We start from the raw sequence: 11,534 nt of genomic DNA on the forward strand, positions 1-11,534 counted from the left end.
TGGGGCGGGAGCCCGGCACGGACCGCGGCGAAGCGCTCGGCAGCGACCCGGCGCAGAACGCACCGAGGGCCGGAGACCCCTCGGTCTCCGGCCCTCGGCCTTCAGTAGCGGGGACAGGATTTGAACCTGCGACCTCTGGGTTATGAGCCCAGCGAGCTACCGAGCTGCTCCACCCCGCGTCGGTGATCCCAGTGTACGCCATGAACAGGGCAGGTAGCGAACCGGTTGGTTCGGGGCCCGCGGCGAAGGGTTCGGGCGACCGGATTCCCTCGGCATCGACCGCGTCGACCTGCTCACCGACAACCCCGACCAGGCCGGGCAGCCGGGCACCCTCGGCGTCGATGAACGCCGGGGCTTTCTGCGAGAGTCTCGGTAAAGATGGGGCATGCCGGCGTCCTGCTGGAGCCGCCGGTCCAGCGCGTCCTCCAGGAGGTGCGTCGCGGCGGTGTACGCGCGCCAGGCTCGCTGCTCCTCGGGCGCGGGCCAGCGGGTCGTCATGCCACCAGTGGAAGTTTGCTTCAAAATTGAACCAAGTCTCGTTCCCGAGCGGAGAGCGTCGATGCCCCTCCCCTACGTCCTGCTGTCCGCCGCCGTCTCCCTCGACGGCTGTCTGGACGACACCGGACCCGAGCGCCTGCTGCTGTCCAGCCCGGCCGACTTCGACCGGGTCGACGAGGTGCGCGCCTCCGTCGACGCGATCCTCGTCGGCGCCGGCACCATCCGCGCCGACAACCCCCGCCTGCTGGTCAACTCCCCCGGGCGGCGCGCCGCCCGCCGGGCCGCCGGGCGGCCCGAGTACCCGCTCAAGGTCACCGTCAGCGGGTCCGGCGACCTCGACCCGGGGGCACGGTTCTGGCACACCGGCGGCGAGAAGCTCCTCTACACCACGGACCGGGGCGCCACGCGGGCCACGCGGACCGGCATCGCGGCCGACGTGGTGCCGCTGGGCGCGGCGCTGGACTGGCGCCGCCTGCTGGAGCATCTGCACGACGTCCGGGGTGTGCGGCGCCTGATGGTCGAGGGCGGTGGCACGGTCCACACCCAGCTCCTGCAGCAGGGACTGGCCGACGAACTCCAGCTGGTCCTCGCCCCGCTCTTCGTCGGTGACCCGAAGGCGCCCCGCCTCTTCGGCCCCGGCACCTACCAGCCGGGCCGCCTCCGCCTGGTGGAGACCCGGCAGATCCAGGACGTCGTCCTGATGCGCTACGAGCCCACCGCTCCCGGAGCCGGGCCGACGGCCACCGCCGCCGACCACCACTGGCTGTCGCTCGCCTGCCGGCTGGCCGACCGGTGCCCACCGTCCGAGACCGCCTTCAGCGTCGGCGCGGTGGTCGTCGCGGCCGACGGCACCGAACTGGCGCGAGGCCACTCACGCGAGGCCGGCGACCCCGTCGTGCACGCCGAGGAGGCTGCCCTGGCGAAGATCGCCCCGGACGATCCGCGTCTACCCGGTGCGACCGTCTACAGCAGCCTGGAACCGTGCGCCCGCCGCGCCTCCCGGCCGCTGCCGTGCGCCCGGCTGATCCTGGCGGCCGGAGTCCGGCGCGTGGTCACGGCCTGGCGCGAACCCGACACCTTCGTCGAGGGCGCGGACGGCAGCGGGGTGCTGGCGGCCGGGGGCGCCGAGGTGGTCGTCCTGCCGGAGCACGAGGAGCGGGCGAAGGCGCCGAACCGGCACCTGGCCGGCTGAACGGCACACCGGACGGACGACGCCCGCGGCGGGTCAGACGCCGGAGCGGGCGGAGCGGCGGCGTGCGAGGACCGTCGTGCCCGCGCCGAGCACCACGGCGGCACCGCTCGCCAGGGCGAGCTGCGGCAGGGCGGACGGCGCGCCCGTCGCGGCGAGCGTGCCCGTCCGCGTGGTCGTGGCCGACACCGGCACCACGGAGGTCCCACCCTGCGGCGTGGCCCCCGGGGTGCGCGGGGTCGTGGAGGTCGCCGGCCCCGCGCCGCCGCCGGACGCGGAACCCGCGGCGACGAGTTCGAACGTGCGGACCGTGGAGTCGGGCGTGCCGCCGCAGCTGCCGTCGTGGTTGACGTAGTCGCCCGCCGTGAGGGCGACGCCCTCGCCGGCGGGCGCCCCGGAGCCCACGGTGAGCCGCAGGGCGACGTCGGCGCGGGCGCCCGCCTTCAGCGGGCCGACCGCACCCGCGTAGCCGTCCCGGCCGAGGCTCTTCCACGCCGGAGAGGCGGCGCTGGACCACCGGAGCCTCAGCAGGCCGTCGAGGTCCCGCTCGCCCTTCGTGCCGGTCGCGTGCACGGCCACGTACGGGCGGACCTCGTCCAGGGTCCGCCGGGTGCGGTTGGTCAGCCGTATCGAGAAGTCCACCGTCGTCCCCGCGGCGATCCTGCCGGGCAGGCCGGAGACCGACACCGCGAGGTCGGGCTCGGCGGCGCACGACTCGTCGTCCCCGGCGCCCTCGCTGGCGGCCGCGAGGGCCTTCTCCGCGGCGTCGAGGGCCGCCTTGGCGTCCTTCGTGGCCTTCTGTGCGACGCCGTAGGCGCGGGCCGCCTCGGCCCGGGCGTCGTCGCGGGCCCTGATGGCGTCCGCGTACGCGGCGTCGGCGGCCGTCTTGGCCGCGTCGGCGGCGTCGGCGGCCTTCTGCGCCTCGCCGAGGGCCCTCAGGGTGGCGCCCCTGTCGTCGTCGCTGGCGTCGTCGTCACCCATCACCGCGCCGACATGGGCCTGCGCGTCGGCGACGGCCCGGTGGGCGGCGGTCTTCGCCGTGGCGGCGTCCTCGGCCTTCTGCCGGGCCCGGTCGGCGGCGACGGTGAGCGGGGAGGCGCCGCAGAGCACGTCCTCCAGGGCCTGGTGGGCTGCGGACTCGGCGGCGACGGCGTCCTCGTACGCCTTCCGGGCCTCCGCGACGGCCCGCTCCAGCCCGGCGGCGGAGGGCTTGTCCTCCGTCCGCGCCGAGGACGACGCGGACGCAGGTGCGGCGTCGGCGAACGCCGGGCCGGCGGCGAGCAGTACGGCGGGAGCGGTGGCGGCGAGGGCGACGGCCGTCGCGAGGGTACGTCGGATCTTCACAGGTTCCCTTTTCTGGCGCGGAAGAGCAGGAACGGATGCGATGGATCGCGGACGGCATCAGCACCTGTCGCTGCGTCAGACCCCCCGTGATCTCACGCGCCGTGGCCGACATGCGGCGGACCGCCCCGCGTCGGCACAGAGAGCGTGCAGCTCCGGCACAGGTCGTCTGAAACCGGTTTCAGTTCCCGCGCCGTGCGCGGAGCCCGGAGGCACCGCCTCCACCGCCACCGAGGCGGACGGAGCAGGACGGTCGCCCTCGCCCGTGCGACCTTCCGTGCGACAGTCGCCATCCCGCACGCCCTGACGTCCCGTCAGAACGGGACCGGTGTCCGGCGGGTGGCAGAACCGACGGGACCCCGGCTCGGTTCCGTACCGAGCCGGGGTCTCCTCCGGATAGGCCCTGTGGGACTCGAACCCACAACCAATGGATTAAAAGTCCACTGCTCTGCCAATTGAGCTAAGGGCCCAGGCGATGTCGCCTCCCCGAGCATAGCCGGACGCGGCGGTGTCGCCGATCCGGTATCGGTGACACGGCCCCGTCGGGGGCACGAAGGCGCCGCAAGTGTCGGGGATCGGCCGGTTCGCACGGCGTGCCCCTGCCGACGGACGCGCGGGCCCCGGAGACGGCACAGCGCCGCGCCCCGGGAGGGGCGGCGGCGCTGTGCCGTTCAGATGCTGCCCGGGTCGCCGTGGGCGTCAGCCGTTGCGCTTCCAGCGCGGCTTGTCCTCGCGGCGGCCGTGCGAACCGCCGGCGCGGTGGTCGTCGTGGCGGCCGTAGGGGCGCTCGTGGCCACCCGAGCGGAAGCCGGGGCGGTCGTCGCGGCGGTCCCGGTTGAACGGGCGGTCGCTGCCGCGGTGCCCGCCGCGGTCGTCCCGGCGGAAGCCACCGCGGTCACCACCGCGGTCGTCACGGCGCTCGAAGGAACGGCCACCACGGTCACCACCGCGGTCGTCCCGGCGGAAGCCACCGCGGTCACCACCGCGGTCGTCCCGGCGCTCGAAACCACGGTCCCGGTCCCGGCGGAAGCCACCACGCTCACCACCGCGGTCGTCACGGCGCTCGAAACCACGCTCGCGGTCGCGGTCCCGGTTGAACGGGCGGCGCTCGTCGCGCTCGCGGCGCTCGTACGGCGCCGCGGCCGTCGAACGCTCGGCGCGCTCCGCCCGGTCCACGTCCTGGGCTGCAGGCTGTTCCGGCACCGACACGCCGGTGGCGGCCTCGGCCGCGGCCAGGGCGGCCTCGGCGACGGCGGCGGCCGGGTCCTCCCCGCGCTCACGGGCGACCCGGGCGACGAGCCGGTCTGCCTCCTCGCGCAGCTCGGTGGCGCGGCGCTGGGCGCGGTCGAGCTGCTTGCCGAGCTGAGCGACCTCGCGCTCGGCCTGCGCGGCGGCGTTGCCCGCGGACTCGGCCTGCACCTCGGTCATCGAGCGGGCGCCGGTGATCTCGGCGACCTCCGGGTCGAAGGCGGCCCCACCCTGGATGATGTGGCGCGCGGCGTCGACGCCGGCGTCCTCCATGAGGCGGAAGATCTGGCGACGCTGGTGCGGGAGGGACAGCGACACGACGGTGCCGGTGCGGCCCGCACGCGCCGTACGGCCCGCACGGTGCAGGTAGTCCTTGTGGTCACCGGCCGGGTCGACGTTCAGGACGAGATCGATGCCGTCGACGTGGATGCCGCGGGCGGCGACGTCGGTGGCGACGAGCACGTTGACGTACCCGTCCTTGAAGTCCGCGAGGGTGCGGGTGCGGGCGCCCTGCGTCATACCGCCGTGCAGCGCGTCGGCCTTCACGCCGGCGTCGCGCAGCTGCTCGGCGACGCGGTCGGCGCCCAGCTGGGTGCGGACGAAGATGATGGTGCGGCCCTTGCGGGAGGCGATCGCGGCCGTGACCGGAGCCTTGTCCTTGGGCTTCACGACGAGGATGTGGTGGGACATGGTCGTCACCGCGCCCTGGGCGGCGTCCACCTCGTGGCTGACCGGGTCGTTGAGGTACCGGTCGACGAGGGTCTTGATCTCGTTCTCCATCGTCGCGGAGAACAGCATGCGCTGGCCGCCCGCCGGCACCTGGTCCAGCAGTTCCGTCACCTCGGGCAGGAAGCCCAGGTCGGACATCTGGTCGGCCTCGTCCAGGACGGCGACCTCCACGTCCTGCAGGGAGCAGGCACCGCGGTTGATGATGTCGCGGAGCCGGCCCGGGGTGGCGACCAGGACGTCCACCCCGCGCTCCAGGGCGTAGATCTGGTTGCCCATGGAGGTGCCGCCGCACACGACCTTCATCTTCAGGCCGAGCTGGTCGCCGTACGGCTGGAGGGCGTCCGCGACCTGCATCGCGAGCTCACGGGTGGGGGTGAGGATGACCGCGCGGGGCTTGTGCTTGCGGGTGCTGCCGCCGGCCAGCCGGGCCAGCGTGGGCAGGCCGAAGGAGAGCGTCTTGCCGGAGCCCGTGCGGCCGCGGCCGAGGATGTCCTTGCCGGCCAGGGCGTCCGGGATGGTCGCGGCCTGGATCGGGAAGGGGACCGTCACGCCGTTCTGCGCGAGCTTGCGCACGACGCCCTCGGGCAGACCCAGGTCGGCGAAGGTGACCTCGGGGGTCTCCTCGCGCCCGGCCTCGGCGGTCTCCCCGACGGCCACCGCGGTGGCCGTCTCGGCCTCGGTGGCCTCGGGCACGACGGCGTGATCAGTGCTGGAAATGGACATGCGAATGCGAAACCTTCCGGAGTCTCGTCGGCACGCGCCCGTCAACTCCGTGTTCGCATTACGACCGCCTCAATGCGGTCCGCCACGGCAAGGGAGAGTACGCGCCACACGGCGCGCTCTGCGATGGCGCCGGGCAAATGGGATCAAACGATCTACCACCATACGCACCCCCTGCCCCGGAACGCAAACCGGCCCCGTGACGCGGGCATCGGTGCAGGTTACGGCCGCTATGCCGGAGTCCCCGCCACCGGAGCCGGCTCACGCTGCGCCAGCTGCGGCAGTGTCTCCTGGTGCGCCGAAGACGACGGCTCGGCGGACGGCGGGTCCGAGGGGACCGGCGGCTCCGGGGACGGCGGGGGCGGCGGCTCCGGGGACGGGGTGGCCCTCGGCGGGGTCGGCTGGGGCCTGGTCGGCGACGGCGCGTCCGGCTTCGGGGAGTGGTCCGGCCGGGCCGCGGCGGACGCGCTCGCACTCGCGCTCGCACTCGCGCTGGCACTGGGTTGCGGCGTCGCCGGGACCGAGGGGGAGGCGGACTCCGCGGCCTTGGCGTCCTCGCCGGGGCTCTCCTGCCCGTGCGCGTACCCGCTCCGGCCCACCACGCCACCGGCCCCGGCCGCACCGCCCGGCACCGCGGGCCCGCCGCCGGGTTCCTCACCGCCGCGCTGCCCCGCCGACTGCGACGGCCGGGCCTGGCTGCCGTCGTCCTCCCCCACGCTCATGCAGCCGGCGGTGGCGGCGACGGCCATGACGGCGGCGGCCAGGCGGACGGGTACGTACAAGGGGCGCACGGAAGCCACCTCCGGGGTGAGTCAGAGTCGACGTGCCCAACTCCCGCCGCCTGCGGGAGGACACGCGCCCCCGCCGTCCGCACCATCGGCGCGCGGGCCCGCCCGCTCGGCCGACCGCCGGTGCGTCAGCCGTACCCCAGCGCGTGCAACCGGGCGTCGTCGATCCCGAAGTGGTGGGCGATCTCGTGCACGACGGTGACCTCGGTCTCGGCGACCACGTCCTCGCGGGTCTCGCACATCCGCAGGGTCGGCCCCCGGTAGACGGTGATCCGGTCCGGCAGCACGCCCGCGTACCACTCGCCCCGGTCGGTGAGCGGGGTCCCCTCGTACAGCCCGAGCAGCTCGGGGTCGTCGGCGGGCGGTTCGTCCTCGACGAACACCGCGACGTTGTCCATGAGCCGCGTCAGCTCCGGCGGAATCCGATCGAGCGCCTCGGCGACCAGTTCCTCGAACTCCTCGCGCGTCATCTCCAGCACACGGCCATTGTCCGGCACGCCGCACGCCCGGTACGTCACGACCGCGCGGACGGCCGCCGGCACCCGGCACGCGCCTGCACGACGGCGCGCCGCCATCCGGCGCCCGCGCGCATGACGGCGCGCGCGCCTGGGCATACGGGCCCAATGGTCAGCGTCCTCGCCGCAGCCCGGAACGCCCTGAGCCGGATCGTCCACGCCCCCGAGTCCCTCGTCCGCCGGGCACGCCGCCCCCGCCGCCCCCACCGCACCGCACCGGCCGCGACGCTCACGCCCCAGCCGCATCCGTGGGCCCGCGCCGCAGGGCTGGTCGCCGTGGTCCTGCTGGGCGGCTGGCTGGGGTTGCTGATCGTCGGCAACGTCCGGGTGCCGGTCGGCCCCATGGACACCACGATGACCCTGCGCCCCTCGCTCACCGGCGGCACGAAGATCAACGTGTCGCCACTGGGCGCCCTGCAACTGCGCAGCCACATCGCGCCGGTCCGCCTCGACGTCAACGTCGACCAGCTGGACCCGGCCCGTTCCCAGGCACTGGTGGACCACCCCGAACGCCTCTCCGGGCTCCAGCAGGAGGTCACCCGTGACGTCGAGCGCGGCGCGGCCGACCTGGCGCTGCGCTCCTGCGTGGCCGTCGTCTCCGGCGCCACCGCGCTCGGCCTCACCGTCTACCGCCGCCCGCGCCGTGCCCTGGCTGCCGGGGGCATGGCCCTGATGCTGCTGGCGGCGTCCGGGGCGACGGCGTACGCCACCTGGCAACCCAAGTCCGTACTGGAGCCCCGCTTCTCCGGCCTGCTGACCTCGGCGCCCTCCCTGGTCGGCAACGCGCGCAACATCGTCACCGAGTTCGACGTCTACCAGCAGGAGCTGGCCCGCCTGGTCACCAACGTGACCAAGCTGTACGACGTCACCTCCACCCTCCCCGCCTACCGGCCGGACCCGACGACCGTCCGCGTCCTGCACGTCTCCGACATCCACCTCAACCCGGCCAGCTGGAAGATCATCGCCTCACTGGTGGAGCAGTACGACGTGAACGTGATCGTCGACTCCGGCGACACGATGGACCACGGCACGGCCGCCGAGAACGGCTTCCTCGACCCCGTCGAGGACCTCGGTGCGCCCTACGTCTGGGTCCGCGGCAACCACGACTCGTACCTCACCCAGCGCTACCTGGAGCACCTGAAGAACGTGCACGTCCTGGACGACGGGCGCGCGGTGACCATCGCCGGGGTGCGCTTCGCGGGCATCGGCGACCCGCAGTTCACCCCGGACCGCTCGACGGTGCCCGGCGGCGACGCGGCGAACGAGCTGGCGGGCGCCCGGCTGGCCTCGGCCCTGCGCGACCAGAAGGCCGCCGGCACACCGGTGGACGTCGCCGTCGCGCACGAGCCCGTGGCGGCCCGGCAGACCGACGGCGACGTCCCGCTGGTCCTCGCGGGCCACATCCACCACGAGCAGATGAAGGTCATGAAGTACGGCACCCGGCTGCGCGTGGAGGGCTCGACCGGCGGCAGCGGGCTGCGCGCGGTGGAGGACAAGTATCCCGACCCCATCGAGGCGTCGATCCTCTACCTCGACCGGGACACCCGGCGCCTCCAGGCCTGGGACGAGATCCGGCTCGGCGGACTGGGGCTGGCGACGGCCGAGGTCAGCCGCCACCTGGTGGAGGAGAACCAGCCAGGCGCGACCCCGGCGTCCAGCACCTCGCCCACCGCGTCGGCCGGCGCCTCCGCGGCCCCTTCGCCGGCCTCGCCGCGCACCCCTTCCACGGCGGCTCCGTAAACCGTTTTGGCGATACCTCCCGCCATCCCATATGCTTCTCACGTCCCCGAGGCGCTGCGAAGCGCCCAGGCGGGCCGATAGCCCTCATCGTCTAGCGGCCTAGGACGCCGCCCTTTCAAGGCGGTAGCACGGGTTCGAATCCCGTTGGGGGCACAGAGTCACAGACCTCCTGACCTGCGGAAACGCTCGTCAGGGGGTCTTTTTTGCTGTTCTGGTGGGCACGACGTGGGCACCAGAGCTGTTTTACAGTCCTGAGCATGGCGTACATCGAGGTCAAGCAAAGGCGTGACGGACAGTCCAGCTACGTCGTTCGCTGGCGCGCGGGAGGCACCCGCAGCGGCAGCCGAGCGTCGGAGTCCTTCGACGACGAGCCGTCCGCGGAGAAGTTCAAGAACCTCGTTGACGGCCACGGACAGCAATGGCCCCCTGGCTGGATACGTGGTCGCGGGTTCGTGGAGAACGTCCGCACGCCGGAGGAGATGTTCGAACCGTTCGCCCTCCGCCACATAGATCAGCTCACAGGGGTACAGGGCGACACGAAGGCCGAGTACCGGAAGCTCGTCCGACAGAAGCTCTCGCCGTGGTTCCGCAACTACTCCATGCGCGATGGAGAGGGCGGTCTTGCTGCGGACGCGATACGGACCTGGGTCAACGATCTAGAGGCGGGTCGCCCTGCCCCACACGATCCGGAGGGGACCAAGCGCCGCAAGCTGAGCCCCAAGACCATCCGCAACGTTCACGGCCTGCTGTCTGGTATCTGCCAGAGCGCAGTGGAGCACGACCCGCCCTTGCGCACGAAGAACCCGTGCGCAGGCACCCGACTCCCCCGCAAGGACGACGGCGTCGAAGACGAGATGGTCTTCCTCGAACGTGACGAGTGGGCACTGCTGCGCTCTCACCTGGTCGACCAAGACGCCCGAGAACTGGCTGACGCCCTTGCCGAGACCGGCGCTCGCTGGGGCGAGATCACGGCTCTCCAGCCTCGCGACCTCGTACGGCGAAACGGCCGGCCAGCTATACGCATCCAGCGCGCCTGGAAGCGCGACGAGGACGGCGCCGCATACCTTGGCGCCCCGAAGACCAAGAAGGCTCGCCGGACGCTGGTAATCACCAGCAACCTGGACCAGATGCTCCGCAGGCGGGCGAAGGGGATCACTCCCAACGAACTCCTCTTCCAGGGCCCTAAGGGGGGTCGCTGGGACACCTGGACCTTCCGTAGCCTGCGCTGGCATCCGGCGATCGAGGGCGCCCGTGCCGAAGGTCTCACCAAGGCCCCGCGCGTACACGACCTTCGCCACTCGCACGCTTCCTGGCTCATCGCCGCGAAGGTTCCCCTGCCGGCCATTCAGGGCCGCCTGGGCCACGAGTCGATCACTACGACCGTCGATCGCTACGGCCACCTGCTCGACGCCTTGGACGACGAGGTCGTGGCCGCTGTCGACTGGGCCATGAACCCCAACGCACCTCAGCCCGCGCCTGCTCTGGCTGCTTGACGGCCCCGACTCCCTCCCGCACCTCCGTGGAGCGACGCGGGAGGGAGCCACATCGGTCGGAAGCAGCAGCGAGCGGGCAATGTACTCATTTCAGCTCACCGGTCTCCGTCGGGTATAGTCAGCCTTCGGTTCAGGCGCCAGCGCCAGGACCGATCCCTTACATTTCGCACCCCGAGACGGTTGCGGGATGCCAAGGTCCTGTGGAGCAGTTTGGAGTGCTCGCCACCCTGTCAAGGTGGAGGCCGCGGGTTCAAATCCCGTCAGGACCGCTTGCAGATCACCTCGGTGAACTGCGTGGCTGGGTAGCTCAGTTGGTACGAGCGATCGCCTGAAAAGCGATAGGTCGCCGGTTCGATCCCGGCCCCAGCCACAGCTAAGGCCCCAATCCTCGGATTGGGGCCTTCTCGCGTTTCTCAGGGCTCGGACCGGCGGCGCCCCTCTCCGAGACGCCGGGCCCCCGGCAACGAATCAAGCAGCGGCAGCCGGGCGGGCGGGCGGAGGGAGCACCTGCCCCATGCTGCGCTCAATCGCGATCTTGATGACTACGCGTTCCGGGTCCGGGGCCGGCGTGCGCCCGTATCGCTCTCCGTATCGGGTAACGGCGTCCTGCACGGCCGCTTCATCGGTGCACACCTCCGCCACTCCTTCGAGCGTGGCCCAACGGCCTCCGTCGACCTGGCACACGGCCACGCGAGCTTCCCCGCCCCACGCAAGAACGTTGGCCACTTTGCGGCTGGATTTGCGGGTAATAACCCTGGCCACGCCAGCGGGGCCGTCTACAGTCACGCCGACGGGCACCACATGAGGCCGACCGTCCGGGCGCACCGTAGTGAGGGTGCACAGGTGGTACTCGTTCCAAAACTCTAGGTAGTTGTCCGGCTGGCCGGATATCGCGTTCGACATGACTGGAAGCGTAAACGCGCCACTTGCCCGAACTACCCCGAAGTGACCGGCACCACAGCACGCCTGAGCTGCCCTTTTGCGCAATTCGCGCGCATTCACGAAGAAGATCCCTCCCACGATGATCACGGATTCATAACGGAGTCATCGTTCACCCGGCAAAGGTTGATCCGTTCACGCCAGAGCGTAAATAGGCAGGTCAAAGCATCGTGCAACGTTGAACATGGTTGATTTCAGCATGTTTCCTCCCCTGTGATTACCTGCGGTCTACACGAATCGATCATGATTTTTAGGCCATGTCTTGTCCAACGCCGCTGCGTTAGGGATCTTGATTCGTCCACAACCCCCGCCTGAACAGCAGGAACGGGACTCC

8 protein-coding genes, 5 tRNA genes and 1 pseudogene are annotated in these 11,534 nt (G+C 72.2%); 6 read left to right on the forward strand and 8 right to left on the reverse strand.

From position 1 onward, the window contains the following. Window positions 1–105 precede the first annotated feature (105 nt). A tRNA-Met gene (locus tag I3F54_RS30100) sits at window positions 106–179 on the reverse strand. 193 nt (window positions 180–372) lie between these two features. Beyond that, window positions 373–498: pseudogene (locus tag I3F54_RS30105) on the reverse strand (MarR family transcriptional regulator); the annotation flags it as partial. Between the two features lie 61 nt (window positions 499–559). Here I3F54_RS30105 and I3F54_RS30110 point away from each other — a divergent pair. Next, a complete protein-coding gene (locus I3F54_RS30110; protein ID WP_240122093.1) occupies window positions 560–1,690 on the forward strand; it encodes a dihydrofolate reductase family protein in 1,131 nt (376 codons plus the stop codon). Window positions 1,691–1,723: 33 nt separating this feature from the next. Here I3F54_RS30110 and I3F54_RS30115 read toward each other — a convergent pair whose 3' ends face one another. From I3F54_RS30115 to I3F54_RS30135, 5 genes are all read right to left on the reverse strand, one after another. Continuing rightward, window positions 1,724–3,031 carry a peptidase gene (locus I3F54_RS30115; RefSeq protein WP_240122094.1) on the reverse strand — a complete coding sequence of 436 codons (1,308 nt, stop codon included), beginning with the start codon at window positions 3,029–3,031 and terminating at the stop codon, window positions 1,724–1,726. 394 nt (window positions 3,032–3,425) lie between these two features. Further along, window positions 3,426–3,498, reverse strand: a tRNA-Lys gene (locus I3F54_RS30120). 229 nt (window positions 3,499–3,727) lie between these two features. Next, complete coding sequence (locus I3F54_RS30125) at window positions 3,728–5,728, reverse strand: DEAD/DEAH box helicase (protein WP_240122095.1); 2,001 nt, start codon at window positions 5,726–5,728, stop codon at window positions 3,728–3,730. Between the two features lie 227 nt (window positions 5,729–5,955). After that, a complete protein-coding gene (locus I3F54_RS30130; protein WP_240122096.1) occupies window positions 5,956–6,516 on the reverse strand; it encodes a hypothetical protein in 561 nt (186 codons plus the stop codon). 125 nt (window positions 6,517–6,641) lie between these two features. After that, window positions 6,642–6,992 (reverse strand): metallopeptidase family protein, encoded by a 351-nt coding sequence (locus I3F54_RS30135; protein WP_189219145.1) that lies wholly within the window; start codon window positions 6,990–6,992, stop codon window positions 6,642–6,644. A 144-nt stretch (window positions 6,993–7,136) separates the two neighbouring features. Between I3F54_RS30135 and I3F54_RS30140 the strand changes: the two genes are divergently transcribed. From I3F54_RS30140 to I3F54_RS30160, 5 genes are all read left to right on the forward strand, one after another. Then, window positions 7,137–8,768, forward strand: a complete 1,632-nt coding sequence (locus I3F54_RS30140) for a metallophosphoesterase (RefSeq protein WP_240122097.1) — start codon at window positions 7,137–7,139, stop codon at window positions 8,766–8,768. Between the two features lie 80 nt (window positions 8,769–8,848). Continuing rightward, a tRNA-Glu gene (locus I3F54_RS30145) sits at window positions 8,849–8,921 on the forward strand. Window positions 8,922–9,025: 104 nt separating this feature from the next. Beyond that, a complete protein-coding gene (locus I3F54_RS30150; RefSeq protein ID WP_240122098.1) occupies window positions 9,026–10,261 on the forward strand; it encodes a site-specific integrase in 1,236 nt (411 codons plus the stop codon). Window positions 10,262–10,455: 194 nt separating this feature from the next. Then, window positions 10,456–10,530 (forward strand) — tRNA-Asp (locus I3F54_RS30155). A 27-nt stretch (window positions 10,531–10,557) separates the two neighbouring features. Continuing rightward, window positions 10,558–10,631 (forward strand) — tRNA-Phe (locus I3F54_RS30160). Between the two features lie 98 nt (window positions 10,632–10,729). On the opposite strand, the gene I3F54_RS30165 is transcribed toward I3F54_RS30160, so the two are convergent. Next, on the reverse strand, window positions 10,730–11,164 hold the full coding sequence (locus I3F54_RS30165; RefSeq protein ID WP_240122099.1) for a pyridoxamine 5'-phosphate oxidase family protein: 435 nt from the start codon (window positions 11,162–11,164) through the stop codon (window positions 10,730–10,732). Window positions 11,165–11,534: the final 370 nt, after the last annotated feature.

This window comes from Streptomyces sp. MUM 2J, from assembly GCF_022414535.1.
Taxonomy (GTDB): Bacteria; Actinomycetota; Actinomycetes; order Streptomycetales; family Streptomycetaceae; genus Streptomyces.

Coding starts and splice junctions, on each gene's coding strand:
- I3F54_RS30125 (WP_240122095.1), bottom strand. CDS start 5,728: ATGTCCATTTCCAGCACTGATCACGCCGTCGTGCCCGAGGCCACCGAG.
- I3F54_RS30150 (WP_240122098.1), top strand. CDS start 9,026: ATGGCGTACATCGAGGTCAAGCAAAGGCGTGACGGACAGTCCAGCTAC.
- I3F54_RS30110 (WP_240122093.1), top strand. CDS start 560: ATGCCCCTCCCCTACGTCCTGCTGTCCGCCGCCGTCTCCCTCGACGGC.
- I3F54_RS30165 (WP_240122099.1), bottom strand. CDS start 11,164: ATGTCGAACGCGATATCCGGCCAGCCGGACAACTACCTAGAGTTTTGG.
- I3F54_RS30140 (WP_240122097.1), top strand. CDS start 7,137: ATGGTCAGCGTCCTCGCCGCAGCCCGGAACGCCCTGAGCCGGATCGTC.